The organism is Pseudomonas viridiflava, from assembly GCF_900184295.1.
Classification (GTDB): Bacteria; Pseudomonadota; Gammaproteobacteria; order Pseudomonadales; family Pseudomonadaceae; genus Aquipseudomonas; species Aquipseudomonas viridiflava.
The window spans coordinates 2719476-2744487 of the sequence record NZ_LT855380.1 but is presented as its reverse complement, the minus strand read 5'-3'; the positions used below and the strand labels follow the sequence as shown (position 1 = coordinate 2744487).

General features: G+C 58.5%; 28 protein-coding genes and 2 tRNA genes. 16 read left to right on the top strand and 14 right to left on the bottom strand.

Translation table 11 applies throughout. The features are described 5' to 3' along the window. Window positions 1-114: 114 nt before the first annotated feature. From CFBP1590_RS12620 to CFBP1590_RS12610, 3 genes are all read left to right on the top strand, one after another. A complete protein-coding gene (locus CFBP1590_RS12620; protein ID WP_088236405.1) occupies window positions 115-1179 on the top strand; it encodes an NAD(P)-dependent alcohol dehydrogenase in 1065 nt (354 codons plus the stop codon). A 796-nt stretch (window positions 1180-1975) separates the two neighbouring features. Continuing rightward, window positions 1976-2353 carry a hypothetical protein gene (locus CFBP1590_RS12615; protein ID WP_004884873.1) on the top strand — a complete coding sequence of 126 codons (378 nt, stop codon included), beginning with the start codon at window positions 1976-1978 and terminating at the stop codon, window positions 2351-2353. Between the two features lie 198 nt (window positions 2354-2551). Beyond that, complete coding sequence (locus CFBP1590_RS12610; protein ID WP_004884871.1) at window positions 2552-2914, top strand: NUDIX hydrolase; 363 nt, start codon at window positions 2552-2554, stop codon at window positions 2912-2914. A gap of 132 nt (window positions 2915-3046) precedes the next feature. Here CFBP1590_RS12610 and CFBP1590_RS12605 read toward each other — a convergent pair. Together CFBP1590_RS12605 and CFBP1590_RS12600 are read right to left on the bottom strand one after the other, a co-directional pair. After that, window positions 3047-3123, bottom strand: a tRNA-Val gene (locus tag CFBP1590_RS12605). 169 nt (window positions 3124-3292) lie between these two features. Next, window positions 3293-3369, bottom strand: a tRNA-Val gene (locus CFBP1590_RS12600). A 183-nt stretch (window positions 3370-3552) separates the two neighbouring features. Here CFBP1590_RS12600 and CFBP1590_RS12595 point away from each other — a divergent pair. Further along, on the top strand, window positions 3553-4836 hold the full coding sequence (locus tag CFBP1590_RS12595; protein ID WP_025993955.1) for an NAD(P)/FAD-dependent oxidoreductase: 1284 nt from the start codon (window positions 3553-3555) through the stop codon (window positions 4834-4836). A 55-nt stretch (window positions 4837-4891) separates the two neighbouring features. Here the strand turns inward: CFBP1590_RS12595 and CFBP1590_RS12590 are convergent, their stop codons facing one another. Then, window positions 4892-5494, bottom strand: a complete 603-nt coding sequence (locus CFBP1590_RS12590; protein ID WP_231991867.1) for a peptidase C39 family protein — start codon at window positions 5492-5494, stop codon at window positions 4892-4894. A 314-nt stretch (window positions 5495-5808) separates the two neighbouring features. Between CFBP1590_RS12590 and CFBP1590_RS12585 the strand changes: the two genes are divergently transcribed. Next, window positions 5809-5988 carry a hypothetical protein gene (locus CFBP1590_RS12585; protein WP_029241104.1) on the top strand — a complete coding sequence of 60 codons (180 nt, stop codon included), beginning with the start codon at window positions 5809-5811 and terminating at the stop codon, window positions 5986-5988. 88 nt (window positions 5989-6076) lie between these two features. Here CFBP1590_RS12585 and CFBP1590_RS12580 read toward each other — a convergent pair whose 3' ends face one another. Together CFBP1590_RS12580 and CFBP1590_RS12575 are read right to left on the bottom strand one after the other, a co-directional pair. Then, complete coding sequence (locus CFBP1590_RS12580; RefSeq protein WP_004884858.1) at window positions 6077-6835, bottom strand: TerC family protein; 759 nt, start codon at window positions 6833-6835, stop codon at window positions 6077-6079. Window positions 6836-6873: 38 nt separating this feature from the next. Beyond that, the gene (locus CFBP1590_RS12575; protein ID WP_058431313.1) at window positions 6874-7116 is read right to left on the bottom strand and encodes a hypothetical protein; all 243 of its coding nucleotides are present in this window, start codon (window positions 7114-7116) and stop codon (window positions 6874-6876) included. Window positions 7117-7248: 132 nt separating this feature from the next. On the opposite strand from CFBP1590_RS12575, the gene nhaR reads away from it, so the two are divergent. After that, complete coding sequence (gene nhaR / locus CFBP1590_RS12570; RefSeq protein ID WP_058431312.1) at window positions 7249-8151, top strand: transcriptional activator NhaR; 903 nt, start codon at window positions 7249-7251, stop codon at window positions 8149-8151. Here the strand turns inward: nhaR and CFBP1590_RS12565 are convergent. After that, window positions 8148-9299 carry an MFS transporter gene (locus tag CFBP1590_RS12565; protein WP_029241100.1) on the bottom strand — a complete coding sequence of 384 codons (1152 nt, stop codon included), beginning with the start codon at window positions 9297-9299 and terminating at the stop codon, window positions 8148-8150. The two genes, nhaR and CFBP1590_RS12565, sit on opposite strands and share 4 nt — an antisense overlap. A 153-nt stretch (window positions 9300-9452) precedes the next feature. Further along, window positions 9453-9962: a DUF1993 domain-containing protein gene (locus tag CFBP1590_RS12560; RefSeq protein ID WP_004884851.1), complete on the bottom strand. Its 510-nt coding sequence runs from the start codon at window positions 9960-9962 to the stop codon at window positions 9453-9455. A 144-nt stretch (window positions 9963-10106) separates the two neighbouring features. On the opposite strand from CFBP1590_RS12560, the gene CFBP1590_RS12555 reads away from it, so the two are divergent. Next, window positions 10107-10775, top strand: a complete 669-nt coding sequence (locus CFBP1590_RS12555; RefSeq protein WP_088235154.1) for a YceH family protein — start codon at window positions 10107-10109, stop codon at window positions 10773-10775. Window positions 10776-11261: 486 nt separating this feature from the next. Here CFBP1590_RS12555 and CFBP1590_RS12550 read toward each other — a convergent pair whose 3' ends face one another. Continuing rightward, window positions 11262-12074, bottom strand: coding sequence for a shikimate 5-dehydrogenase (locus CFBP1590_RS12550; RefSeq protein WP_025993961.1), 813 nt, complete (start codon window positions 12072-12074; stop codon window positions 11262-11264). A gap of 224 nt (window positions 12075-12298) precedes the next feature. On the opposite strand from CFBP1590_RS12550, the gene CFBP1590_RS12545 reads away from it, so the two are divergent. Together CFBP1590_RS12545 and CFBP1590_RS12540 are read left to right on the top strand one after the other, a co-directional pair. After that, a complete protein-coding gene (locus CFBP1590_RS12545; RefSeq protein WP_004884836.1) occupies window positions 12299-12667 on the top strand; it encodes a hypothetical protein in 369 nt (122 codons plus the stop codon). 172 nt (window positions 12668-12839) lie between these two features. After that, window positions 12840-13022, top strand: a complete 183-nt coding sequence (locus CFBP1590_RS12540; protein WP_025993962.1) for a hypothetical protein — start codon at window positions 12840-12842, stop codon at window positions 13020-13022. Window positions 13023-13221: 199 nt separating this feature from the next. Here the strand turns inward: CFBP1590_RS12540 and CFBP1590_RS12535 are convergent, their stop codons facing one another. Continuing rightward, complete coding sequence (locus CFBP1590_RS12535) at window positions 13222-13782, bottom strand: hypothetical protein (protein ID WP_058431309.1); 561 nt, start codon at window positions 13780-13782, stop codon at window positions 13222-13224. Between the two features lie 251 nt (window positions 13783-14033). Between CFBP1590_RS12535 and pbpG the strand changes: the two genes are divergently transcribed. Beyond that, a complete protein-coding gene (pbpG, locus tag CFBP1590_RS12530) occupies window positions 14034-14975 on the top strand; it encodes a D-alanyl-D-alanine endopeptidase (protein ID WP_004884830.1) in 942 nt (313 codons plus the stop codon). A gap of 68 nt (window positions 14976-15043) precedes the next feature. Here the strand turns inward: pbpG and CFBP1590_RS12525 are convergent, their stop codons facing one another. The 3 genes from CFBP1590_RS12525 to CFBP1590_RS12515 all read right to left on the bottom strand — a co-directional run bounded on the left by CFBP1590_RS12525 (window position 15044) and on the right by CFBP1590_RS12515 (window position 18794). Then, the gene (locus CFBP1590_RS12525) at window positions 15044-16474 is read right to left on the bottom strand and encodes an NAD-dependent succinate-semialdehyde dehydrogenase (protein WP_004884828.1); all 1431 of its coding nucleotides are present in this window, start codon (window positions 16472-16474) and stop codon (window positions 15044-15046) included. Window positions 16475-16720: 246 nt separating this feature from the next. Beyond that, on the bottom strand, window positions 16721-17587 hold the full coding sequence (locus CFBP1590_RS12520; protein WP_088235153.1) for an SDR family oxidoreductase: 867 nt from the start codon (window positions 17585-17587) through the stop codon (window positions 16721-16723). Between the two features lie 67 nt (window positions 17588-17654). After that, on the bottom strand, window positions 17655-18794 hold the full coding sequence (locus tag CFBP1590_RS12515; RefSeq protein ID WP_004884825.1) for a glutathione-independent formaldehyde dehydrogenase: 1140 nt from the start codon (window positions 18792-18794) through the stop codon (window positions 17655-17657). Between the two features lie 238 nt (window positions 18795-19032). On the opposite strand from CFBP1590_RS12515, the gene CFBP1590_RS12510 reads away from it, so the two are divergent. The 6 genes from CFBP1590_RS12510 (at window position 19033) to CFBP1590_RS12485 (ending at window position 23958) form a co-directional block, all read left to right on the top strand. Next, complete coding sequence (locus CFBP1590_RS12510) at window positions 19033-19623, top strand: amino acid synthesis family protein (RefSeq protein WP_043306037.1); 591 nt, start codon at window positions 19033-19035, stop codon at window positions 19621-19623. Window positions 19624-19655: 32 nt separating this feature from the next. Continuing rightward, a complete protein-coding gene (locus CFBP1590_RS12505; protein ID WP_004884821.1) occupies window positions 19656-20489 on the top strand; it encodes an alpha/beta fold hydrolase in 834 nt (277 codons plus the stop codon). Next, window positions 20486-21967 (top strand): aldehyde dehydrogenase, encoded by a 1482-nt coding sequence (locus tag CFBP1590_RS12500; protein ID WP_088235152.1) that lies wholly within the window; start codon window positions 20486-20488, stop codon window positions 21965-21967. Before CFBP1590_RS12505 ends, CFBP1590_RS12500 begins: the two co-directional genes overlap by 4 nt. Window positions 21968-21980: 13 nt before the next feature. Continuing rightward, a complete protein-coding gene (locus CFBP1590_RS12495) occupies window positions 21981-22466 on the top strand; it encodes a flavin reductase family protein (RefSeq protein ID WP_004884818.1) in 486 nt (161 codons plus the stop codon). Window positions 22467-22640: 174 nt separating this feature from the next. Continuing rightward, window positions 22641-23393 carry a GntR family transcriptional regulator gene (locus tag CFBP1590_RS12490; RefSeq protein WP_004884817.1) on the top strand — a complete coding sequence of 251 codons (753 nt, stop codon included), beginning with the start codon at window positions 22641-22643 and terminating at the stop codon, window positions 23391-23393. A gap of 1 nt (window position 23394) precedes the next feature. Next, complete coding sequence (locus CFBP1590_RS12485) at window positions 23395-23958, top strand: NUDIX hydrolase (RefSeq protein ID WP_088235151.1); 564 nt, start codon at window positions 23395-23397, stop codon at window positions 23956-23958. 92 nt (window positions 23959-24050) lie between these two features. Here CFBP1590_RS12485 and CFBP1590_RS12480 read toward each other — a convergent pair whose 3' ends face one another. Both CFBP1590_RS12480 and CFBP1590_RS12475 read right to left on the bottom strand, forming a co-directional pair. Further along, a complete protein-coding gene (locus tag CFBP1590_RS12480) occupies window positions 24051-24554 on the bottom strand; it encodes a GNAT family N-acetyltransferase (RefSeq protein WP_088235150.1) in 504 nt (167 codons plus the stop codon). Between the two features lie 75 nt (window positions 24555-24629). Then, window positions 24630-24920, bottom strand: a complete 291-nt coding sequence (locus tag CFBP1590_RS12475; RefSeq protein ID WP_004884812.1) for a DUF1330 domain-containing protein — start codon at window positions 24918-24920, stop codon at window positions 24630-24632. Window positions 24921-25012: the final 92 nt, after the last annotated feature.

Below are 25012 nucleotides of genomic sequence, written 5' to 3'. Positions count from 1 at the left end.
CTATTTCATGGTTTTCCCGGTCAGAGAGTGTTCCCGCAGCAGGCAACATCGTCTTTTGCGCACTATGCTGGCCTGCGCTTTCTTCGCCAAACACATACTGGACAGGTGATCGCAATGATCAAGACTTACAGCTATGCAGCCCAGGCTGCCACCGACAAGCTCGCACCTTATCAATTCGAACGACGCGCTCCTGGCGCCGACGATGTTCAGATCGACATCCTGTACTGCGGCGTCTGCCACTCTGACCTGCACACTGCGCGCAACGAATGGCACAACACGCTTTATCCATCGGTACCAGGCCATGAGATCGTCGGCAAGGTGACTGCCGTCGGGGCCAATGTCACCCAATTCAAGGTGGGCGATCTGGCAGGCGTAGGCTGCATGGTCGACAGTTGCCAGGCATGTCAATCCTGCGAAGAGCATGAAGAGCAGTACTGCGAAAAAGGCTTTACCGGCACTTACAACGGACCCGTCTTCGGCGGTGAGAACACCTTCGGCGGCTACTCGGACAAAATCGTCGTCAAAGAAAAGTTTGTCCTGCGCATCGCGCCCGACCAGAATCTGGCAGCCGTTGCACCGCTGCTGTGTGCGGGCATCACCACCTACTCGCCGCTGAATCACTGGAAAGTCGGTCCAGGCAAGAAGGTCGGAATCGTGGGTCTGGGCGGTCTGGGTCACATGGGCGTAAAGATTGCCCACGCCATGGGTGCTCATGTGGTGCTGTTCACCACCTCACCCAAAAAACGCGAAGACGGCCTGCGTCTGGGTGCAGACGAAGTCGTGGTTTCAAAAGACCCGGATGAGATGGCCGCCCACACCAACAGCCTGGATTTCATCCTCAATACCGTTGCAGCGCCTCATGACCTGGACGCCTTCCTTTCCCTGCTCAAGCGCGACGGCACCATGACACTGGTCGGCGCACCCGCCGAGCCCCATCCTTCGCCTGCGGTATTCAACCTGATCTTCAAACGCCGCAGCCTGGCAGGCTCGTTGATTGGTGGCATTCAGGAAACCCAGGAGATGCTGGACTTCTGTGCCAAACACAACATCGTGTCCGATATCGAAGAAATTGCCATGCAGGATATCAACGAAGCCTACGAGCGGATGCTCAAGGGCGACGTGAAGTATCGTTTTGTGATTGATATGGCAACCCTTAAACAGGAAGCTTCTGCAGCCTGACCTTCACGGGCGGTCTGACTGGCGACATGCCAGCCAGACCACTGCATACCATAAAATGCGGTCTTGTCCGCCCCCGTGACAGGCACTCATCGTTATACATAAGTCCTCTTGGATGAACACGATGATGATCGTTCCTACGCTCTGCGCTCATCGTTATACACAAATCGACCTGAAGGAATGCGGTATCTGAAGTGGGAGCGGACTTGTCCGCGAATACTGCGTTTCAGACGCTGGATCTTCGTCGGATGTACCAGCTTTCGCGGACAAACGGAACGCCGCCCGGTCCGCTCCCACGGCCGAAATAGTGCCCGCTCCAGATGCGCGTTTCGACTTGTGTATAACGATGAGCACTCTGCGTGGTAACGCCTCTCAGGACGCTCCGCGTCCGCTTTTGAATGTGGCGCAGATGCGTGGTTCAAGCCCGAGCGTTATCCACGTCATGCGTTCGGCTCACTGAATCCGCAATCTGTGCCATTTGTGACGCGGAGCGTCACGGGAGGCATGCCCAAGCGGAGCGATGGGCACGATCAGTGTGGAGGCGGACTTGTGCATAACGATGAGTGACAGGCAGCCGCCTGACGGCGCAATTTCGTGCACGCCATTCGTGCACGCCATTCGTGCACGCCATTCGTTCACGCATTCTATTTCCAGCACCGTGGAACGAAGACGAACGCCGTCGAACCTTTCGTCTTTTGATCCCGTGCAGTTCGTCTCCAGAGCGTTGACACGCACTTTTTTGGGGCGCGAAATAGTTGCTCGATTGAAACGCGCCAACTCAATGGACGGAGAATGACACATGGCTAATATCAAGATTTTAGCGGGTGATTTTCTTCAAGGTGATGGGGAATACCGTGCTGGCACCATCACTCTCGTAACTCCCCTCTTCCCGTGGCCGGGTATCAGCTTCAAGCACAACGACATCAAGTCAGTGGAAATGGCCAGCCAGGCATCCAGTAAAAAAATCGACGGCGCTATCGGCTACGGTCTCGCGGGCGCGCTGGTGCTCGGGCCTGTAGGCGCGGCAGCAGGCGTCATGCTGGCCGGCGAGGAAAAGGAAATAACGTTTCTGACGACGTTCAAGGACGGCAGAAAAATACTCGCAGCCGCAGACGACAGGACCTATCAAAAGCTGTCGCAGCATATCGCTACACGAGGTCTCGCCAGGCATCACTGAAGCCCTGGGGCCGAGAACTCAATGACTCGAGCGATCGACCCCTCTTCAACTACGCTTAATTCATGGCACTGATTGTGCTTCATTCACATAAATGAACTTTTTATTACAATTTAGTGACTACCACTGACTGCTTGCCGGTCTCAAGTTCATGAAGTCCTTGCAGATATTGATGGTGAGGGACGCTTAAGGTGAACGGATATGAAAGAACGAGCGACAGTCATCTGCAAGCGAGACGGACAGATCCTCTACGTGCGCAAACCGAAATCCAAATGGGCCTTGCCGGGCGGTAAGGTCGAGCCCGGAGAAACCCCTGCACAGGCAGCGGTGCGTGAGCTGAACGAAGAGACAGGCCTGGAAAATCTGGAACTGCGTTATCTGGCCGAGTATGAAAAAGACCGGGTGACCCATCATGTGTTCATCACTCTGGTGCCGGACTCCAGTGAAGCCAAGCCCCAGAACGAGATAGCCGCCTGCAAATGGCTCGCCCCCAAGAACGTCAGCGACCTGAAAGCGAGCCCGGCCACCAAGTCCATCGTCAAATCATTTGCCCGACAAGGGTGAACGCAGCCTTCAATGCGCCCAGCCGCTGGCGCATTGAAGGCAAGCCCTTGCCCATCTCGGAAAACGCGCACAAAAAAGGGCGACCCTTTCGGATCGCCCTTTTCGTTACCGCCCAGCAGAGCGGATTTTGTTTGGTAGGCGCGATTGGACTCGAACCAACGACCCCCACCATGTCAAGGTGGTGCTCTAACCAACTGAGCTACGTGCCTGCTGTGGGTCGGCATTCTACGGATATTCAGATGGGTGTCAATGGCTTTTTTTGCAGTAACTCTCTGAATATGCGGATTATTTGACTGGGCCAATTGCGCTGGGAAACAAAAAAAGGGCGACCCTCTCGGGTCGCCCTTTTCATTACCGCCCAGCAGAGCGGATTTTGTCTGGTAGGCGCGATTGGACTCGAACCAACGACCCCCACCATGTCAAGGTGGTGCTCTAACCAACTGAGCTACGTGCCTGCTGTGGGTGTGCATCCTACCGGCTTTAATCTTCATGTCAATCTGTTTTTACCGCTAACCCTATGAATTAACGATGTTTTTGCCAGGAAAGAAATGAAAGGTCTTTTCACCTGACGCTGGCAGAGCGTTTCCATCTCGGGTAGGATCGGCGCACTCGTCAAGAATATTAAACGGAGCTTCAGGATGGCCAACACGCCTTATCCGCAGTCCTATTACGCCGCGTCGGCCAATCCGGTGCCTGAACGCCCTGCCCTGCAAGGCGAGGTTGAAACCGATGTGTGCATCATCGGTGCTGGTTACACGGGACTCTCCAGCGCGCTGTTTCTGCTGGAGAACGGTTTCAAAGTGACCGTACTTGAGGCGGCGAAGGTCGGGTTCGGCGCGTCGGGTCGCAACGGCGGACAGATCGTCAACAGCTACAGCCGTGACATCGACGTGATCGAACGCACGGTCGGTCCGCGACAGGCTCAGTTGTTGGGGCAGATGGCGTTCGAAGGCGCGGCGATCATTCGTGATCGCGTCTCACGCTACGGCATAAAGTGCGACCTGAAGGATGGCGGTGTGTTTGCCGCGCTGACAGGCAAGCAGATGGCTCACCTTGAAGCGCAGAAACGGCTGTGGGAACGCTACGGCCATTCACAACTGGAGCTGATGGATCAACGCCGCATCAATGAAGTGGTGAATTGCGAGCAATACATTGGCGGCCTGCTGGACATGAGCGGTGGCCACATTCACCCGCTGAACCTGGCGCTGGGCGAAGCGGCTGCGGTGGAAACGCTGGGCGGAACGATCTATGAGCAATCCGCCGCGATTCGCATCGAGCGTGGCGCCAATCCTGTGGTGCATACTGCCCAGGGAAAGGTCCGCGCCAAATTCATCATCGTTGCGGGCAATGCCTATCTGGGTAATCTGGTCCCGGAGCTGGCAGCCAAATCCATGCCGTGCGGCACTCAGGTGATCACTACTGAACCGCTGGACGAAGAACTCGCCAGGACGTTGCTGCCACAGGACTATTGCGTAGAAGACTGCAATTACCTGCTGGACTACTACCGCCTGAGCGCCGACAAGCGCCTGATCTTCGGCGGCGGCGTGGTGTATGGCGCGAGGGATCCGGCCAACATCGAAGCCATTATCCGCCCGAAGATGCTCAAGGCGTTCCCGCAGCTCAAGGACGTGAAGATCGACTACGCGTGGACCGGTAATTTCCTGCTGACCCTGTCCCGCCTGCCTCAGGTCGGACGCCTGGGCGACAACATCTATTATTCACAGGGTTGCAGCGGTCACGGGGTCACTTACACCCACCTGGCGGGCAAAGTGCTGGCCGAGGCGCTGCGCGGTCAGGCCGAACGTTTCGATGCGTTCGCCGACCTGCCGCACTATCCGTTCCCCGGCGGACAGTTGCTGCGCACGCCCATGACTGCGCTGGGTGCGTGGTACTACAGCCTGCGTGATCGACTGGGCTTCTGACGGTTCATGAAAAACGGCGCCTTACAGGGCGCCGTTTTCATTCAGGCTGTCTATTTCATTTAACGGCGCGATTCAGCGTTCGGGTCGCCTCACCTGCCGCCTGTTCCTGCCCGGCCTGCGACAGGTCGGCGGCCGCCTTCAACCAGCGCTGCGCATCGACTTGCGCAGGCAGCTGGCGTGGCGACTGGATCAATACCGCCCAACTGCCGGCGTTTTTCCAGGCCGAGTCGAAACTGCTGAAACTCATGGTGTAGCGCCGGTCCATGCCCGCGCTGAGCAGGACGGTTTCTTTCACCCGGTTGTAGCCCACCAGAACAGCATAGCGTGGCGCTTTCCAGAATGCCGAGCCCTGGGAAAACCGCAGCATCACCGGATAGCCAGCCGACACCTGAGCGAGCAACGCCTGCAGGTCGTGATCCAGCGGGTACACCATGAAACCGTACTCGCGGGCGACCCGGGGCATGTTCTGCTCCAGACGATCTTCGGCGCCCGGCAGTTGCAGAGGCTTGTCCAACAGACCTGGCGTGGTCTGTACCTGCTGATTGGCAAGCATGCTCGCCAGCGCGCCCGGCCCGCTCTGATACGCGTTGCCACGGAAGAACGGCACCGAGTTAAGCTCCACACGATCAGGCAGGCTCTTGATCTGCGGCGTGACCATCGAGGAGCAGCCTGAAAGGCACAGCACCAGTGCAGCCAGCAGCAATGAACCCCTGGAACGGACAGCGCTTGAAAGAATGCGTAACGGCAACATGTTCACTCACTTCAACTGACATCGAGCAATCACCACTCGATCTGAACGCTGATCATAGAGCCCGTGAGAGACCGGGTATAGCCTTTGCGCGCAGTGATGCGACGGCAATAGATCGAAACGGTCATACCAAAACGCCATTGGTCAATTAATCGCAACATGCCCGGTACTAGACTGTCAGTTATCAGGAATGCAACACAAAAGCAGGAAACGTGGAGGCACTTATGAGCCTGGAATTGACAATCGTGATGCTGGTCGCCTCGTGGCTTGCGGTGGCTACGGCCATGTTGTGGGGTGTGATGCGCGTGTCCCGCCGTCATCATCCACACACTGTCACCCAGCCCTCGCCCAAGCGCTTGAAGCTGGAGAGGTCGCCGAAAACCGGTCATGCCGCTGCGCACTGAACCCGGGTTGCAAGTGATTCTGGCAGCCTGAAACGCAAAACGGTCGACCCGATGACTCGGGCCGACCGTTTTTTCATGCGACGTGCGATCAGGCGTTGGAAGCCAGACGTGCAGCCTTTTTGCGCTTGGCCTTGCGGACCATCATGTTCAGGCCTTCAATCGCAGCCGAGAATGTCATGGCGGCGTAGATGTAGCCCTTCGGAACATGAGCACCGAAGCCCTCGGCGATCAGCGTCATACCGATCATGATCAGGAAGCCCAGCGCCAACATGACCACGGTCGGGTTGTCGTTGATGAACTTCGCCAGCGGGTTGGCGGCAACCAGCATCACGACCACGGCACTCACGACAGCGATGATCATGATCGGCAAGTGCTCGGTCATGCCCACAGCGGTGATGATGCTGTCGATGGAGAACACCAGGTCCAGCATCAGGATCTGAACGATCGCACTACCCATGGTCAGCGCCACGGCATTGCTCAAGGTTTTCTCTTCCTCGGTCTTCACGTCCATGCTGTGATGGATTTCCGTGGTCGCTTTCCAGACCAGGAACAGACCACCGGCAATCAGGATCATGTCCTTCCACGAAAAGGCCTGACCAAACATTTCGAACACAGGCTCGGTCAACTGCACGATGTACGCCACGGTGCTCAGCAGGCCCAGGCGCATGACCAGCGCCATGCCGATGCCCAGCTTTCTCGCCTTTTCGCGCTGATGTTCCGGCAGCTTGTTGGTGATGATCGAAATGAAGATCAGGTTATCGATACCCAGTACGACTTCCATCACGACCAGCGTCGCCAGCGCAATCCACGCAGCCGGACTGGTCGCGAGTTCCAATAGGTATTCCATAGATCACTGCCCTGCCTGAGCCAATAGTTGAACGAATGTTAGATTTCTTTACCGGACTTGCTTTCTGATTCAGCCGGGCTTGGTGCCGGTTCCAGTACCGAAAGTTCCCGCTTGGCCTCTTCTACAGCCTTGCTCGCTGCCTGATGAGTGTCATCGATTGCCTTTTTGGCTGAATCGGCCGCCGTATTCAACATCTGCTTGGAGGACGACTCAATCTGATCGCACCCGGCCATTACCAACAGCGAACCGGTCAAAAGTACAGCGTAAAATGATTTTTTCATGTGTCCCTCGATAGGCAAGGCCGGACGTTGCTTTGGGTCCGGCGTTGGAAAGGCATTCTAGGGAAGCTGAAACATCAGGAAAATTCGATTTTATAAGCGATATACTTCGGTTTTAACGAATCGGGAACAGACATGCTCAATTACCGTCAGCTTCATTACTTCTGGGTCGTGGCCAAGACCGGCAGCATTGTCCGTGCCTGCGAACAATTGAACCTCACACCACAAACCGTCAGCGGCCAGATCAGCCTGCTGGAGTCGTCCCTGGGCGTCGATCTTTTCCAGCGCGTGGGTCGGCAGCTGGAAATGACCGAAGCGGGCCGCATGGCCCTACCCTACGCCGAGCAGATGTTTCAACTGGGCAATGAGCTTGAAGCCTTGCTGAGTTCAAACCCTGACGAACAACAACTGCTGTTTCGGATTGGCGTCGCCGACGTGGTGCCCAAATCCATCGTTTATCACCTGCTTGCGCCCACCATGGACCTCGATGGATCGATACGCATCACCTGTCGCGAGGACAAGCTCGAACGCCTGCTGGCCGACCTTGCGGTTCAGCGTCTGGATCTGGTGATTTCCGACAGCCCTATGCCGCCTCATCTGGACATCAAGGGGCATAGTCAGAAACTGGGCGAGTGCGGTGTCAGTTTTTTCGCAACCCAGGAAGTGGCCGAACGCATCGGGAACGACTTTCCGCACTGCATGCACGGCGCTCCACTGCTGATACCGGGTCAGGAAACCGTGGTGCGTGGGCGACTGATGCGCTGGTTCGCCGAATTGAAAATCCAGCCGCGCATTGTGGGCGAGTTCGATGACAGCGCCTTGATGAAGGCTTTCGGGAAATCAGGCAGCGGCGTGTTCGTGGCGCCCAGCGTGATTGCTGACGAGGTGCAGAGTCAGTATGGCGTGGAGATCATCGGCCAGACCGACGCGGTGACCGAATCGTTCTACGCGATTACGGTAGAACGCAAGGTCAGGCACCCCGGCGTGGTTGCCATTGCCGAGGGTGCCCGTAACCAGTTGTTCACTGACAGTCTTTAAGCCGTGACGGGTGTCGGTTTACTTTTCATCAGAACCCAGGCCAGCACTATCGCGAGAAAGATAATGCCGGCTGCGGCGAAGCCCAGCCTGCCGAGCCCAAGATGATCGATCACTCGCCCGCCGATAACCGCTCCGATCCCGATGCCCAGGTTGGCACCGGCGATGTTCAGTGACGCGGCGAAAGCCGGTGCCTGCGGTGCCGCTTTGATCAGACGCACGTGGCTGACCAGGAACAGCGCAGCTTGAGTGATCCCCCATACCGCCAGCGCAAGCGCCAGAGCGAACCAGGAATGGATACTCGGCACCACCGCCACCATGCCCACCACCATGAACGCGCAGAACACCAGACTGGCGATCAGCGGATGGCGATCCACCATGCGTCCGCCCAACGAGTTGCCGAGCAAGCCGACCGCGCCGAAGCCCATCAGGCACCAGCCGACCAGCGTGCCGTCGAAACCGGCCAGACGCTCGAGCATGTCGGCCAGATAGGTGTAGGCCGTGAACATGCCGCTGAAGACCAGTACGGACAGCAACACGTGGCCCTGCATCAACGGACTGCGCAGGATGCCGAACTGGCCGAGAATCGAGACAGGCTCCTTTTTGACGACGCTGGGGAGGTACACCGTCAGTAGCAACGCCTTGGCAAAGGCCAGCACCGACAGGGCTGCAAATGCCGTGCGCCAGCCGAACGCATCGGAAATCAGCGTACCGACAGGAATGCCGAACACCGTGGCACAGACGATCCCGAAACCGATCCGGGCAATCGCCCTACCCGCGAACTGCGGACCGACGATGTCCACCGCCGTTTCACTGGCCAGTGCCCAGAACACCGGCAGCCCCAGCGCCGGGATCAATCGGGCAACGCCCATCACCGCGATGTTCGGTGCCAGGGCGGCCAGCGCATTCGAAAGCCCGAACAGAATCAGGATGCCCACAAACAGGCGCTTGCGGCTGAAGCGCGAGCAGTACGCCGTCAGGAACGGGCCGAAAGCGGCGACGGTAAAGGCAAACAGGGTCACCAGCAGACCGGCCTGCGGCACCGTGACGTGAAGATCACGCGCCATGGCAGGCAAAAGGCCGACGATGACGAACTCTGTGGTCAGCACGGTAAACCCGGCGGCTGACAACAGCAGAATGGGCAGTAACATCAAAACTCCAGAACAACGATGAAGGCCCATCCGCTGGATGGGCCTTCATTTGAGATCATCAAAAACAGAAACGAGGTTGAAGCGAGCGTGGGGTATTCACCTGCGGCATGCGCATGCAACGACCCCACGAAGATCCGGCTTACATCGACAACGTTAGAACTTGCCCATGAAATCGCGCTTGCCGATCTCGACGCCATTGTGGCGAAGCAGGTCATAAGCGGTGGTCACGTGGAAGAAGAACTGCGGCAAGGCATAGCTCAGCAGGTACGCCTGGCCGTTCAGGCGGCGCTCTTTCTCGGTGCCGGGACGCAGCACGATTTCGATGCCTTCGTTGCCGTCAACCTGCTCGGGCTTGATGCTGCCGATGAATTCGAGTGTCTTGGCCAGCAGGGCCTGCAATTCGGCGAAGCTGGTTTCAGTGTCGTCATACTGCGGAATCTCGACACCTGCCAGACGCGCGGAGGCACCCTTGGCAAAGTCCACTGCGATTTGCACCTGACGGGTAAACGGCAGCATGTCCGGGAACAGACGAGCCTGCAGCAGCGCTGGCGGCTGGATTTTCTTCTCGGTTGCGTGGGCTTCAGCCTTGGTCAGAACGTCGCTCAACGCATTGAGCATTTGCTGGAAGACAGGAATCGAAGCGGCATACAGGGAAATAGACATGACATATCCTGATTGAGAAAGGCGCAATTATAGACCTGCCTGACGCGAAAGGCCGTCAGTCTTTTCGGCGCACGTGCGGATGCGCTGGCAAAATGCTGCAACAGCTCATAGTCTGATCCACCGTCATTACTCAGGGAAGCGTCCATGTCCACCGAACCCTCTTCGACCGAAGTCCCCGACACCGCCGAGACCTTGCAGCTCACCAGTACCGAAGTACGCATTCTGGGCTGTCTGATCGAAAAGCAGGCGACCAATCCCGAGACCTACCCGCTGACCCTCAATGCATTGGTGCTGGCCTGCAACCAGAAGACCAGCCGCGACCCGGTCATGAACCTGACTCAGGGCCAGGTTGGACAGAGCCTGCGCGCACTGGAAGGCCAGGGCTTGACGCGGCTGGTGATGGGCAGCCGCGCCGACCGCTGGGAGCACAAGGTAGACAAGGGTCTGGAACTGGTGCCTGCGCAAGTCATCCTGACCGGACTGCTGTTGTTGCGAGGCCCGCAGACCGTCAATGAGCTGCTCACACGCAGTAATCGCATGCATGATTTCGAAGACGCCGAGCAGGTCGTTCATCAACTCGAGCGGCTGATCGCCAGAGGTCTGGCGACCTTGATACCGCGTCAGGCAGGCCAGCGCGAGGACCGTTACATGCACGCGCTGGGTAATCCCGAAGACCTGCAGGCGCTGCTCGCCCAGCGCCAGAACGCACCGGACCGCAGCACAGCCACTGCTGCGTCGAACGAGCGTATCGAAGAACTCGAAGCCCGCGTGGCCGCTCTCGAAGAACGGCTGGCCAGACTCGAACAGCACTGACAGGTCGGCGGATACACCAGTCCGCCTCAACCCTGATCGTGCCCATCGCTCCGCGTAGGAACGATCAGAGTGGTCTCAAGCACGCCGATCATGCCCATGCACCCAAGTCTTGCCGCAACCACGGACTACTGTGGGAGGCGGCTTGCCGGCGATGCGTTTTCTGAAGCGACCTGTCAGTGACTGAACTGACGCCATCGCCGGCAAGCCGCCTCTTATCAAACAACCTGTAAGCCACTGAAGAAACTGGATTTTGTGGGAGCGGACCGGGCGGCGTTCCGTTTGTCCGCGAATGCTGTAATTCAGCCGATGAATATTCGTCGGATGTACAGGCCTTTTCGCGGACAAGTCCGCTCCCACCTAGTTTGCCGCGCGACAGCGCTACGTCGAAGACGTGGTGGCGCCTCCCACAGGGTATGCATTCACTCGGATACTTACGTTTTGGCTCCGTTTCGCGCGTCTTCCAGACTTGTGTATCACGATGAGGGTTCAGCCTCGGGCGAAGGCCGCTGCCTTTTGGTATTGCTCGTCGGTCGGGCGAACGCCGGTGTACAGCACGAACTGCTCCAACGCCTGAATCGCAGCCACCTCGTCTCCGCTGATGACCTTTTTACCGAGACGTCGGGCGGTCTGAATCAACGGGGTGTCCGCAGGCGTGGCGACCACATCGAAAACTGTCTGCGCAGCACTGATAGCCGCCTCATCGAACGCCAGCTCGTCAGACTGCGGGCCGATCATGCCCAGTGGCGTGACGTTGACCAGCAGTGCAGGACGTTCATCGCCCAACCCGGACTGCCATCGAAAGCCGCAGGCTTGAGCCAGGCGTTTCCCGGCTTGCTCGTTGCGCGCCACAATCAAACCGTCGGTAAAACCTGCATCACGCAGCGCGAAGGCAACCGCCTTTGCCATGCCGCCACTGCCGCGCAGGGCAAACGGTGTATGCGGCACTGCGTGGCTTTGCATCAGTTGCGCGACAGCAATGTAATCGGTGTTGAAGGCTTTCAGATGGCCGTCGGTATTGACGATGGTGTTGATCGACTGGATCGCCGCGGCCGACGCATCCAGCTCGTCCACCAGCGCAATGCAGTCTTCCTTGAACGGCATGGAAACGGCGCTGCCACGGATGCCCAGCGCACGAATGCCTGCTACCGCGGCCTTCAAGTCATTGGGCGCGAAGGTCTTGTAGTAATAATTGAGGCCCAACTGTTCATAAAGATGGTTATGGAAACGCACGCCGAAGTTTCCCGGACGCGCCGCCATGGACATGCACAATAACGTGTCCCGGTTGGCAGTAATGGCCATGTTTTTCTCCCGAACGGTATTGGATTAAATCTGTACGCCAGGCGTACACTGCGCCTGGCTGACCCGAATGAAGTTGCCCGGCATTGCGGATCGGAAAACACCTTACATAAAATTTACTCAACGATTTCGCAGTTTTTTACAAATTCGATGTCTTAGAGTTATCCCGTGGCAGTGCTTGAGCTTAATGCAGGCCCGCGACAACGGGTTGAAAGCGAGGAACACTCATGATTCGTCAAATCCCCAAGATTGCCTTGTTTATAGGTGCGTTGGCCCTTGCAGGTCAGGCGAACGCCGATCATCGTGGCTGGGGTGGCCCAGCCGTGGTAGGTGCGCTGGTGGGCGCGGCCGTGGTGGGCGCAGCGGTATCTTCCAGCCGTGACAGAACGGTCTACGTCGAGCGTCAGCCGGTTTACTACCAGCCGCCCGTGCAGCAGGTCTATTACGCGCCGCCACCTCCGCCGCCAGTGGTCTACTACCAACCGGCGTATGAAGTTGTAGAGCGGTATCCGGCTCCGCCGCCACGTTACTACCGTCGTTATGACGGCCCGCCTCCAGGTTATTACCAAGGCTACGGCCCGCACGGTCGCTGGTAACGGCACAAAAAACCCGCCTTCATTGGCGGGTTTTTCATTTCTTGCGCACAGCCCTGCCCGGCACTGCAACGTGTTCAACCCTCGTTCCCGTCAATGACGACTATTGAGAGCGTCGATTTCTGCCTGCCGGGATCAGAACGTACAGTAGCCTCATGAACAGATGGAGGTCGCTATGAACAACGTTCAAATCATGTCGGTGGTAGGCAGCGCAGTCCCGGCTCCGCTCAGAGAGCGCGGTCTGCTGGCGTGCTGGTACCTGATTCAGGACGGTGAACCGGTCAGCGGCCCCTTCGCTTCCCTGCCCGTCGCCCAGGCTTTTTCCGAGGAACTGAAAGGCCGCGTCCTGCACAGCTGACGCCCTGCCCGGTTGTTCACCGTACTTCGTGCGTTGCTCCGCACTCTCCCTTGACCGCATCGTTTGATGCGGTTTTTTTATTGGGAAATATCAGCAATTATGGGGAACACGACATAGCGCTGTTGCGCAGTAGACACCGGACCCACGAAAACTCGCTATTGAGCACGTCATGCGTTAACCGCATGCTCGAACGTCATAATCACGTCCGCTCGGCCATCGCAGCATTCACCTGGCAGCGATGGGTCAGCTTCTGCAGGCGCTTTTCCAGTGCCATGAACACCACACGATCATTGCGACCGCTGTCCAGCTCGTCGATCAGGTCATTGGCTACCTGACGCAGTTCATAGGCCAGCACCACGCGGTCGTCGTTCAGGTCCTGCTTGTGTGACTCGAACAGGCGATGCAGATAATCCTGCAGCGTGAACTTGAGGCTATGGCGGTCACTGGCGCGCAGATGCGCAAGATTCAGGTTGATGCGCCCGTGCAATTCACTCAATTCGCCGCACAGGTACTGCATGCGCCGGGCATAGCCTGTCTCGCGATCACGCAGCTGCTTGTTGGTCACAACCGCTTCCTGCCTGCGCTGAATGGCCGGGACGGCAATCGCGACCATCATGCCAACGATCAGGGCAATGGCCTGCATCCAGCCTGCCCAGTCCGAAGGACGGGTAAAAAAGCCGGCCAGCAGCAACAGCACGGCAACCAGTGATGCGGCGATTACCAGTACAACGTAATCCTTGCCGATAAACCCCTTGAGCATTACGCGACTCCTTGAACCCATGACGTTCGATGGCTGGGAATGCTAATCGGTGCAGGCTTGCAGCACCACGAATATTCAAGACGCAGAGCGTTTTGAACACTTTTCCTACTTAACCGCAACTTAACGAAGCGCTGTTTTCCGATTTTATTGACGAAACGCCCTACGACTCCCATCGACATAAGTGAAAGCCTACTCATAAAATGCCGGGTTCCAGCCTGTTCCTTTCTTTTACGTACCTTATCGAGTGAGCCTTGTTCTTGAAAATTCGTCTGTCTGTTCTGGGCCTATTATGTGTACTTACGGGTTCGGCATTTTCCACTTCCATCCTGGCAAACGAAACCGCCGCTCTCAATCGTGATCCCTCCAACCTGCACCTGGCCTCCGGCAGCGCCATGGTGATCGACCTGCAAACCGACAAGGTCCTGTATTCCAGTAACCCTGACGTGATCGTGCCCATCGCTTCTGTCACCAAATTGATGACCGCGATGGTAGTGCTGGATGCCAAACAATCAATGGACGAAGTCATCCCGGTCAATATTTCCCAGACACCGGAAATGAAGGGCGTGTTCTCCCGCGTCAAGCTGGGCAGCGAAATGAATCGCCGGGACATGCTGCTGATCACCCTGATGTCTTCGGAGAACCGCGCGGCTGCCAGTCTGGCGCACAGCTATCCGGGTGGCTATCCGGCCTTCATTCTGGCCATGAACGCCAAGGCCAAGGCACTGGGCATGAAGCACACCGCCTATGTCGAACCCACCGGCCTGTCGGTCTACAACGTGTCGACCGCCCGTGACCTGACCAAACTGGTCATGGCAGCGCGCAAATACCCGATGCTGAGCGAACTGAGCACCACCGAAACCAAGACAGTAACCTTCCGCAAACCGGCCTACAGCCTGGTGTTCAACAACACCGATCACCTGGTGCGCAAGGAAAACTGGGACATCAAGCTGACCAAGACCGGCTTCACCAATCAGGCCGGTCACTGCCTGGTGCTTTTGACGACCATGGCCAACCGCCCGGTATCGGTGGTCATTCTCGATGCTTTCGGCAAATACACGCACTTTGCCGACGCCAGCCGCCTGCGCAAGTGGATGGAAACCGGCCAGAGTGGTCCGGCACCGGAAGTGGCGTTGCAGTACAAGAAAGAAAAGAATCTGGTCATGAAACAGACCGGGATTCAGGCTCGGGACTGATCGAACCGGGTTAAAAAAACGGCCGCGATGTGCAGACATCGCGGCCGTTTTGCTTACAACGCGGACAATCAGTTGTACTGAGTCACCAGCTTGGTGTTCAAGTACGCCTCGATGGCCTCGGTGCCGCCTTCAGAGCCATAACCGGAATCCTTGATCCCGCCGAACGGGACTTCCGGCAAACCGATGCCCTGATGGTTGATCGACAGCATGCCCGCTTCGATGTAAGTGCTGAGCGCCTGGGCAGTCTTCATCGACGTGGTGAACGCGTAGGACGCCAGACCGAAAGGCACCCGGTTGGACTCGGCGATCGCCTCTTCCACGGTGTCGAACGGCACCAGCAGCGCGACAGGGCCAAATGGCTCTTCGTTCATGATGCGCATGGCCGGAGTCAGACCACTCAACACCGTCGGCTGAAAGAAGTAGCCCGGCCCTTCCACTGCCTTGCCACCCGTTGACAGGGTTGCACCGCTCTTCACGGCGTCTTCGATCAGGTCCACCAGCGCAGGGATGCGGCGGTCATTGGCAACCGGCCCCATGGTGGTGCCGCTCTCCAGACCGTTGCCGACCTTGATTTCCTGCGTCAGGCCGACAAACTTCTCGGTGAACGCCGCCAGCACCTTGCGCTGCACCAGAATGCGCGTTGGCGAGACACAGACCTGACCGGCGTTACGGAACTTGGCGGTGGCCAGCACCCGAGCGGCAAGATCAATATCAGCGTCATCAAAGACCAGCGCAGGCGCGTGGCCGCCCAGTTCCATGGTCGCACGCTTCATGTGCTTGCCTGCCAATGCCGCAAGCTGTTTGCCGACAGGCGTGGAACCGGTGAAGGTCACTTTGCGGATCACGGGGTGCGGGATCAGGTAGCTGGAGATTTCTGCAGGGTCGCCATACACCAGCCCGATCACACCGGCTGGCACGCCAGCGTCCGCGAAGGCGCGGATCAACTCGGCAGGCGAGCCCGGGGTTTCTTCGGGTGCCTTGACGATGATCGAGCAACCGGCAGCCAGCGCCGACGACAGCTTGCGTACCACCTGGTTGATCGGGAAGTTCCAGGGCGTGAACGCCGCCACCGGACCGACCGGCTCCTTGACGACCTTCTGTTCGATGTTCACGCCACGTGACGGCACAATGCGGCCGTAGCTGCGGCGACCCTCTTCAGCCAGCCAGTCGATCATGTCAGCGGCGGACAGGGTCTCCATGCGCGCTTCAGCCAGCGGCTTGCCCTGCTCCTGCGTCATGATGCGAGCGATAGCGTCGGCACGCTCACGGACCAGATTCGCGGCTTTCTGCATGATCTTGTAACGGTCGTAGGCCGAGGTATTACGCCAAGTGGTGAAGCCTTTCTCGGCGGCAACCAGTGCCTCGTCCAGATCGGTAATGCCTGCATGGGCGACGGTACCGAGTGCATCGCCGGTGGCGGGATTGATCACTGAAATCGTGCGGCCATCACGGCTGGCGCGCCATTGGCCGTCTATATAAAGCTGTACATCAGGATACATGGCAACTCTCCATGGGTCGTTGCGAGGAGCGTGAGGTGCGCGCTCGAAAAATACTGAAACGAATTTAGGGGTGTATACCCCTAATGGTCAAGCGACTTCGCGAGGTCGCCGACCATCGTGTTCATTTTTCAGCCTGCCTGACCCAATGGCAATAAAGTGTGAAAGGCTGAAAAAAACCATAAAAAAAGCCCGCGATTCAGGCAGCGTTCATGATGACGCTGCCCTCGCGGGCGATCTGAAAAGCCGTTAAAGAATCGGCTTGCCGCCGGTCACACCGTAGCGTGTGCCCGAGATGTAGCTCGCTTCGTCCGAAGCCAGCAACACGTAGATCGGCGACACTTCCACTGGCTGACCCGGACGGCCCAGTGGCGTCTGGCCGCCAAAGCTCGAAGCTTCTTCTTCGGGCATGGTCGAGACGATCAACGGCGTCCAGATGGGACCCGGCGCTACGCTGTTCACGCGAATGCCTTTCTCGCCCAGCATTTGCGCAAGACCCGCGGTGAAGTTGGCAATCGCTCCCTTGGTCGTAGCGTAAGGCAGCAGCGTCGCCTTGGGCATGTCCGAGTTCACCGAGCTGGTGTTGATGATCGACCCACCACGCCTCATATGCGGCACTGCGGCCTTGCAGATGCGAAACATCGCCGTGATGTTTACATCGAAGGTCATCAGCCACTCTTCATCGCTGATTTCTTCCAGGGTTTCATGGCTCATCTGGAACGCAGCATTGTTGACCAGCACATCGATGCGACCGAACTCTTCGACGGTCTTGCTCACGATGTATTCGCACTGCTCTTTCTTTGCCAGATCGCCCGGCAATAACAGACACTTCCTGCCAGCTTCTTCGACCCAGCGCGCGGTCTCTTTGGCATCTTCGTGCTCGTCGAGATAGGAAATTGCAACCTGTGCGCCTTCACGGGCAAAGGCAATGGCCACAGCGCGACCGATGCCGCTGTCGGCACCGCTGATCAAGGCAATCTTGTCCTGCAGACGACCATGCCCGGTGTAGCTCTTCTCGCCACAATCGGGATACGGCTCCATCCTGCCCTGCTCACCCGGCACTTTCTGAGCCTGCTTGGGAAACGGTGGTTTTGGATAGCTTTCGAAATCTTTCATATTGGTCTCCTTGATTACGAAGCCCACACCGCCGCAGCGACGTGGGGCATCTGGTCAGGTGATGCAATCAGGCAGCGGGCTTGAGCACCACTTTGGTCCAGCCGTTGTCGCGGGCGTCGAAGTGCTGGTAGGCCTCAGGGCCTTCTTCCAGTTTCAGACGGTGGGAAATGATCTGCGACGGCGTGGCGCGTCCGTGGTGGATGAGTTCGGCAAGGCGACGGTTGTAGGCCTTGACGTTGGCCTGACCGGTGCGGATCTGCTGGCCCTTGAACCAGAACGCGCCGAAGTCGAAGGCCATCTTGCCTTCCTTGGCCAGATCATTCTTGGCACCCGGATCCTGAGGGACGAATACGCCCACGACACCGATTCCGCCGGTAGGCTTGGTCGAAGCCACCAGGTTGTTCATCGTCAGGTGGTTGGCCTCATGCCCGTGGCGGTCACAGCACTGATAGCCGACGCACTCACAACCCCGGTCGGTGCCTTTGCCATTCGTCAGGTTGAGAATCTGCTCGACCGCTTCCTGCTCGACCGAGTTGATCGGCGTGGCGCCCATCTTCGCCGCCAGGGCAAGTCGATCCGGATGGTTGTCCACCACGAATACCTGCGACGCGCCCTTGATCATGGCTGAGTGCGCGGCCATCAGGCCGACCGGGCCTGCGCCGTAAATCGCGACGCTTTCACCCGGCAACAGGCCGGCCAGCTCCGTTGCGTGCCAACCGGTAGGAAAGATGTCGGACAGCATGACGTAGTCGTCTTCCTTCTCGACAGCATCTTCCGGCAGCAAAAGGCAGTTGAAGTCTGCGTAAGGGACGCGCAGCAGTTCGGCCTGGCCGCCTGCGTAGTCACCCATGTCGGCAAAACCATAAGCCCCGCCAGCGCTGCCCGGATTAACGGTCAGACAGAAACCAGTCAGGCCTTTTTCACAGTTTTCGCAGAAGCCGCAGCCGATGTTGAACGGCAGGCAGACCCGGTCGCCGACCTTGATGCGGTCGACACCAGCACCGACGGCGATCACTTCGCCCAGGTTTTCGTGACCGAAGATGCGCCCGGTCTCGAACGAGGTGCGGCCCTCATACATATGCAGATCGGAGCCGCAGATATTGGTGGTTGTCACTCTGACAAGAGCGTCGGTTGGCTTCTCGATCTTCGCGTCCGGCACGTTCTTGACACTGACATCGCGCGGCCCGTTATAGACGATGGCTTTCATGCTTGGCTCTCCTGAAGTGAAAAATAGGATGAGCGATTAATAGCTCACCGAATATCTGTCACGACATGAGGGCGCGTGTTCAAAGCGATGGCGCTGGCACCGGACGAATGGTCATTTTCGGGCAACGCACTTTGCCGATTTGCCCGACCCGCCACCAGAAGAAGAAAAACGCTTGCACGAGCAATCTTATGGTATACCATCATACGAAATACAATAGTGCTCGTTCCGGGAGTCCTTCATGAGCTTTGAAATCCGCAAGATCGTCAATTACACCGAAGAAACCTTCATCGAAGGCGGCAAGGCCACCGACAAACCGGTGACCATGGTCGGGCTGGCGGTCGTGATCAAGAACCCGTGGCTGGGCAATGGTTTTGTCGAAGACCTGAAGCCCGAGATCCGCGCCAATTGCTCGGATCTGGGCGAACTGATGGTCAAGCGTCTGACCGATGCCATCGGCGGCGCCGACAAGATCGAAGCCTATGGCAAAGCTGCCGTGGTCGGTGCAGACGGCGAAATCGAACATGCATCGGCGGTGATCCACACCCTGCGCTTCGGCAATCATTACCGCGAAGCGGTCAAGGCCAAGAGCTATCTGAGCTTCACCAACAAGCGTGGCGGACCAGGTACCTCCATCCAGATTCCGATGATGCACAAGGACGACGAAGGTCTGCGCTCGCACTACATCACCCTGGAAATGCACATCGAAGACTCGCCACGTGCCGACGAAATTGTCGTGGTGCTGGGCGCCGCCAACGGCGGACGTCTGCATCCGCGCATCGGCAACCGCTACATCGACCTGGAAGAACTGGCCGCTGAAAAAGCGCAGTGATCCCCTTCATCCAGTCTGCGCAGGAGCGATCCATGAATCAGCTCACCGCTGAATGCACCCCGGCGGGTACCAGTTATCTGGCCACCGGCCAAGGCCACCCCGTGGTGTTGATTCACGGGGTGGGCCTGAACAAGGAAATGTGGGGCGGCCAGATTGTCGGCCTGGCCCCGCATTACCAGGTCATTGCTTATGACATGCTGGGCCATGGTGCCAGCCCGCGGCCTGACCCGGACACCGGCCTGCCCGGTTATGCCGAACAGTTGCGCGAGCTGCTGGAGCATCTGGGCCTGCCGCAGGCGTCGGTCATCGGGTTCTCGATGGGCGGGCTGGTTGCACGGGCCTTCGCACTGCATTTTCCACAACACCTGTCGGCCATGGTCATCCTCAACAGCGTGTTCAACCGCAGTCCGCAGCAGCGTGCGGGGGTCATCGCTCGCACCAGTCAGGCCGCCGAGCACGGCCCGGACGCCAACGCGGCCGAAGCATTATCACGCTGGTTCAGTCGCGAGTATCAGGCAGCCAATCCGGCGCAGATCGCTGCCATTCGCCAGAATCTGGCGAGCAACGATCCGCAGGGTTACCTCACCACGTACAAGCTGTTTGCCACACAGGATATGTACCGCGCCGACGATCTGGGCGATATTCGCGCACCGACACTCATCGCCACCGGCGAGCTGGACCCAGGCTCCACGCCTGAAATGGCGAGGGAACTGGCCATGCGCATCAAGGGCGCGGAGGTCGCGATACTGCCTGACCAACGCCACATGATGCCGGTGGAATCGCCGCGCCTGGTCAATCAGGTGCTGCTGGACTTTCTCGACAAGTCGGCGCGTGTTCACAACTCGATAAAGGGGATCGTTGCATGAGCCTCACCCGTTTTCAGATGTGCATCGACGGCCTCTGGGTCGACGCACTTTCAGGCAAGACCTTCGACAGCCTCAACCCGGCATTGGCGCAGCCCTGGGCGCAGTTGCCCGACGCTGACGAAGCGGACGTGGAGCGCGCCGTGCAGGCCGCACAGAAAGCTTTCGAGAACCCGGCGTGGCGTGGTCTGACCGCGACCGCACGCGGCAAATTGCTGCGCAGGCTGGGCGATCTGATTGCCGAGAACAAGGAGCAACTGGCGCAACTGGAAAGCCGCGACAACGGCAAACTGATCCGTGAAACCCGTGGTCAAGTCAGCTATTTGCCCGAGTTCTTTCATTACACCGCAGGGCTGGCCGACAAGCTCGAAGGCGGTACCCTGCCCCTCGACAAGCCAGACCTGTTCGCCTACACCGTGCATGAACCGATGGGCGTAGTCGCTGGCATCATCCCGTGGAACAGCCCGCTGTACCTGACCGCCATCAAGCTCGCTCCGGCGCTGGCGGCGGGCAACACCATCGTGCTCAAGCCTTCCGAACACGCCTCCGCCACGGTACTGGAGCTGGCCCGTCTGGCGCTGGAAGCGGGGATTCCGCCGGGCGTCGTCAACGTCATCACCGGTTACGGTCCGACCACGGGCGCGGCCCTCACCCGCCATCCGCTGGTGCGCAAGATTGCTTTTACCGGCGGCGCTGCCACGGCGCGTCATGTGGTCCGAAGCAGTGCGGAAAATTTCGCCAAACTGTCGCTGGAACTGGGCGGCAAGTCTCCCAACATCATTTTTGCCGACGCCGATCTGGACAGCGCCATCAACGGCGCCGTTGCGGGCATCTACGCAGCATCGGGCCAGAGCTGCGTGTCCGGCTCGAGACTGCTGGTGCAGGACGAGATCTACGACGAATTTGTCGAGCGGCTGGTCGAACGCGCCCGCCGTATTCGCATCGGTAACCCGCAGGACGAAACGACCGAAATGGGTCCGATGGCCACCGCTCAACAATTGGCGGTGGTCGAAGGTCTGGTCGCTGATGCACTGGCCGAAGGCGCACGCTTGCGTCTGGGCGGCAAGCGGCCGGAACTGGCCAGCGACGGCTGGTTCTACGAGCCGACCCTGTTCGAATGCGACCGCAATTCGATGAAGATCATGCAGGAAGAAGTATTCGGTCCGGTGGCTTCCGTGATCCGTTTCAAGGACGAGGCCGAGGCGCTGGCGATTGCCAACGACTCACAGTTTGGCCTGGCTGCGGGCATCTGGACCCGCGACCTGGGACGCGCCCATCGTCTGGCGCGCGATATCCGCTCCGGGATCATCTGGGTCAACACGTACCGCGCCGTTTCGGCGATGGCCCCCATCGGAGGTTTCAAAAACAGCGGCTATGGTCGCGAGAGCGGGATAGACTCTGTGCTGGCCTACACCGAACTGAAAACGGTGTGGATCAACCTTTCGCAGGCGCCCATGCCTGATCCATTTGTAATGCGTTAACGAGGCCGCTGCGATGATCGAACCCGGTATTTATAAAGAAGTGATGGCGTCGTTTCCGTCAGGCGTCACCATCGTCACTGCGCTGGACCCGGAAGGCAATCTGGTAGGCATCACTGCCAGTGCGTTCAGTGCGTTGTCCATCGACCCGGCACTGGTGCTGTTCTGCCCCAACTACGCATCGGACACCTATCCTGTGCTGCGCGACGGCAAGAAATTCGCGATTCATCTGCTCTCGGCCGATCAACAGGCCGAAGCCTATGCCTTCGCCAGCAAAGGCAAGGAAAAGACCAAGGGCATCGAGTGGCACCTGAGCGATCTGGGCAACCCGCTGCTCAATAACGCTACTGCGATCATCGAGTGTGAGCTGTGGCGTGAATACGATGGCGGCGACCACGCGATCATCGTCGGCGCAGTGAAAAACCTGATCCTGCCGGCCACCCCTGTCACGCCGATGGTTTACCACCGCGGCAAGATGGGCGCCCTGCCCGCGCTGGTCTGACGCAGTCCTGTCGGTTTTGGTGGATGCGGGCAACAGCGTGATAAACTCGGCCGCGACCCGGTTTACAGCTCCGGGCCATGCAGCAGCCCGCTTGAATCGAGGGCTGCCGACATGAACGCGGCCAGTTCCAAAGGCCGTGTTTTTTATCTGACAGCCCCACTCCGAGCACACCCGATGAAACGCCTGCCACTCGACGACAACTTCAAGGTCAACCGCAACCCCGTTACCCTGCGCGAGATCGTGCTGGACAAATTGCGTAGCGCGATCATGAACTTCCAGCTGCTTCCGGGAGATCGTCTGGTCGAGCGTGACTTGTGTGATCGTCTGGGTGTGAGCCGTACCTCGGTACGCGAGGCGCTGCGTCACCTGGAGTCCGAAGGGCTGGTGGAGTTTGCCGATGCCAAGGGGCCGCGCGTTGCCATCATTACACTGGAAGACGCCTGCGACATCTACGAGCTGCGGTGTGTGCTGGAGGGGCTGATCGTCCAGTTGTTCACCCTGCGTGCCAAGCCCAAGGACATCAAGGCGCTGGAAAAAGCCCTTGAAGTGAACCGTAAGTCGCTCAAGGAAGGCGAGCTGCAACAAGTCATCGATTCGGTGCAGGGCTTCTACGACGTGCTGCTGGAAGGTTCGGGCAACCACGTCGCCGCCACCCAGCTGCGTCAGTTGCAGGCCCGTATCAGCTACTTGCGTGCCACTTCGGTCTCCCAGGAAAACCGTCGCGGCGCCAGCAACAAGGAAATGGAACTGATCGTCGAAGCCATCAAGAGCGGCGATCCGCTGGCCGCACATCAGGCCTCGGTGGATCACGTGCGCAACGCCGCCCGCGTCGCGCTCGAGTACCTCAAATCCAAGCAGGACGACGACGCCAAGGTCCGCGAGATCGTGGCGCCAGTGGCCCTGAAAGAACCCCGCATAGGTCGATGAAATGGCCCAACCGCGCTTCTGTCCCCAATGCGGCAGCGCTGATCTCGATCAGCGCATACCTTCAGGCGACACTCATGCGCGGTTGATATGCGGCAATTGTCAGTACATCCATTACGTTAATCCGAAAATCATCGCTGGCTGCATCATCGAGCAGGAAGGCAAGTACCTGCTGTGCCAGCGTGCGATTGCGCCCCGTCCCGGTACCTGGACCCTGCCAGCAGGCTTCATGGAAAGCGGCGAGACCACCGAACAGGCGGCGCTGCGCGAGGTGTGGGAAGAAAGCGGCGTACGCGGCGAAATCATCTCGCCCTACTCGATCTTCAGCGTGCCGCAGATCAGCGAGGTGTACATCATCTTCCGCGCCATCGCGCTGGAAATCACTGGCCAGTTCGGCCCCGAGACGCTGGATTACAAGTTCTTCGCCCCCGAAGAGATTCCGTGGGACAGCATCTACTACCCCGCCATCCGCCAGATCCTGGAGCGTTATATCGAAGAACGCCAGGCCGGGGTGTATGGCCTCTACATCGGCAATGATGATACCGGGAAGGTGCATTTCATTCGGTAAGGGTGGTGAGTCTGACCCAACATCGCTGGACGCGGAGCGTCCGTAGAGGCATTCCCACTAGAGATGCACCAGATCACTGACCACTGCTTACTTCACCGCAACCGCGCCATGGTCAGCGCATCGACCATCATTCCGTCACGTATCGCGTACTGACGCAGCCGCCCTTCTGTCTCGAAGCTGAACTTCTGATACAGGCCAATGGCAGCCTCGTTGTCGGCATAAACCGTCAGCTCGACCCTGCGCAGGTTCATCCAGTTATCGGCGACGTCCAGCACGGCAGCCAGCAGCTTCGACCCAACCCCCTTGCGGTGCCATTCGGGGGTCACGACCATGCCGATGCTACCAATGTGGGTCTGGCGAATACGTGTGTATTGGTCAAGACCTATATGACCGATCACCTCATTGCCGTGCACGGCCACCAGTTTTATCTGCCGCTCATTGCTCGCAGCCAGACGTTTGCGCCAGACCTCGACCGACTGGTACGGCATCTGCAATACCTGGCGGCAAACAGCCGGATCGTTATAAAGCGCGGCAAGGCTTTCAAGGTGTGTTTCAGCCAGGCACTGGATGACGATACTGGAAGCGGGAGCATGCACTGTGTTTAGTCCACTAATACAGGGGCGCTCAGTCTAGATGCCATGACCCGCCTCTGACCAGCCCTCGCCAGCGCCCTACTCCATCCCTTCAACAATCACGATCTCCGCCTTCGATGCGCCCTTTCGATGGCTCATGGCTTCCTGATACTCGGGTGATCTATAGCAGGCAACTGCCTGTTCGTACGACTCGAATTCAATCACCACAGTGCGTTGCGGCGTCGCTCGTCCTTCAAGCGCTTCGGACCGACCTCCGCGAGCCATGAATTTGCCACCAAATAACGCGAAAGCGGCTGGCGCGCGCTGGGTATATTCGCTGTACTGCTGAGGGTCGGTCACGTCAACGTGTGCAATCCAATAAGCCTTCATCGTGATCTCACTGTTTCAATGATAGGGAATCTGTGAAATATTCTGTCTTATGGTATACCACAATAACTCATCCATAACACCGGGATCCGACC

What these genes read in the sequence shown, in the direction of transcription:
- CFBP1590_RS12540 (WP_025993962.1), top strand. Translation starts at nt 12,840, where the DNA reads ATGAACAACGTTCAAATCATGTCGGTGGTAGGCAGCGCAGTCCCGGCT.
- CFBP1590_RS12505 (WP_004884821.1), top strand. Translation starts at nt 19,656, where the DNA reads ATGAATCAGCTCACCGCTGAATGCACCCCGGCGGGTACCAGTTATCTG.
- CFBP1590_RS12495 (WP_004884818.1), top strand. Translation starts at nt 21,981, where the DNA reads ATGATCGAACCCGGTATTTATAAAGAAGTGATGGCGTCGTTTCCGTCA.
- CFBP1590_RS12585 (WP_029241104.1), top strand. Translation starts at nt 5,809, where the DNA reads ATGAGCCTGGAATTGACAATCGTGATGCTGGTCGCCTCGTGGCTTGCG.
- CFBP1590_RS12515 (WP_004884825.1), bottom strand. Translation starts at nt 18,794, where the DNA reads ATGAAAGCCATCGTCTATAACGGGCCGCGCGATGTCAGTGTCAAGAAC.
- CFBP1590_RS12595 (WP_025993955.1), top strand. Translation starts at nt 3,553, where the DNA reads ATGGCCAACACGCCTTATCCGCAGTCCTATTACGCCGCGTCGGCCAAT.
- CFBP1590_RS12575 (WP_058431313.1), bottom strand. Translation starts at nt 7,116, where the DNA reads ATGAAAAAATCATTTTACGCTGTACTTTTGACCGGTTCGCTGTTGGTA.
- CFBP1590_RS12510 (WP_043306037.1), top strand. Translation starts at nt 19,033, where the DNA reads ATGAGCTTTGAAATCCGCAAGATCGTCAATTACACCGAAGAAACCTTC.
- CFBP1590_RS12490 (WP_004884817.1), top strand. Translation starts at nt 22,641, where the DNA reads ATGAAACGCCTGCCACTCGACGACAACTTCAAGGTCAACCGCAACCCC.
- CFBP1590_RS12565 (WP_029241100.1), bottom strand. Translation starts at nt 9,299, where the DNA reads ATGTTACTGCCCATTCTGCTGTTGTCAGCCGCCGGGTTTACCGTGCTG.
- CFBP1590_RS12485 (WP_088235151.1), top strand. Translation starts at nt 23,395, where the DNA reads ATGGCCCAACCGCGCTTCTGTCCCCAATGCGGCAGCGCTGATCTCGAT.
- CFBP1590_RS12535 (WP_058431309.1), bottom strand. Translation starts at nt 13,782, where the DNA reads ATGCTCAAGGGGTTTATCGGCAAGGATTACGTTGTACTGGTAATCGCC.
- CFBP1590_RS12560 (WP_004884851.1), bottom strand. Translation starts at nt 9,962, where the DNA reads ATGTCTATTTCCCTGTATGCCGCTTCGATTCCTGTCTTCCAGCAAATG.
- CFBP1590_RS12500 (WP_088235152.1), top strand. Translation starts at nt 20,486, where the DNA reads ATGAGCCTCACCCGTTTTCAGATGTGCATCGACGGCCTCTGGGTCGAC.
- CFBP1590_RS12610 (WP_004884871.1), top strand. Translation starts at nt 2,552, where the DNA reads ATGAAAGAACGAGCGACAGTCATCTGCAAGCGAGACGGACAGATCCTC.
- CFBP1590_RS12580 (WP_004884858.1), bottom strand. Translation starts at nt 6,835, where the DNA reads ATGGAATACCTATTGGAACTCGCGACCAGTCCGGCTGCGTGGATTGCG.
- CFBP1590_RS12615 (WP_004884873.1), top strand. Translation starts at nt 1,976, where the DNA reads ATGGCTAATATCAAGATTTTAGCGGGTGATTTTCTTCAAGGTGATGGG.
- CFBP1590_RS12545 (WP_004884836.1), top strand. Translation starts at nt 12,299, where the DNA reads ATGATTCGTCAAATCCCCAAGATTGCCTTGTTTATAGGTGCGTTGGCC.
- CFBP1590_RS12520 (WP_088235153.1), bottom strand. Translation starts at nt 17,587, where the DNA reads ATGAAAGATTTCGAAAGCTATCCAAAACCACCGTTTCCCAAGCAGGCT.
- CFBP1590_RS12475 (WP_004884812.1), bottom strand. Translation starts at nt 24,920, where the DNA reads ATGAAGGCTTATTGGATTGCACACGTTGACGTGACCGACCCTCAGCAG.
- CFBP1590_RS12525 (WP_004884828.1), bottom strand. Translation starts at nt 16,474, where the DNA reads ATGTATCCTGATGTACAGCTTTATATAGACGGCCAATGGCGCGCCAGC.
- CFBP1590_RS12590 (WP_231991867.1), bottom strand. Translation starts at nt 5,494, where the DNA reads ATGGTCACGCCGCAGATCAAGAGCCTGCCTGATCGTGTGGAGCTTAAC.
- CFBP1590_RS12555 (WP_088235154.1), top strand. Translation starts at nt 10,107, where the DNA reads ATGTCCACCGAACCCTCTTCGACCGAAGTCCCCGACACCGCCGAGACC.
- CFBP1590_RS12550 (WP_025993961.1), bottom strand. Translation starts at nt 12,074, where the DNA reads ATGGCCATTACTGCCAACCGGGACACGTTATTGTGCATGTCCATGGCG.
- nhaR (WP_058431312.1), top strand. Translation starts at nt 7,249, where the DNA reads ATGCTCAATTACCGTCAGCTTCATTACTTCTGGGTCGTGGCCAAGACC.
- CFBP1590_RS12620 (WP_088236405.1), top strand. Translation starts at nt 115, where the DNA reads ATGATCAAGACTTACAGCTATGCAGCCCAGGCTGCCACCGACAAGCTC.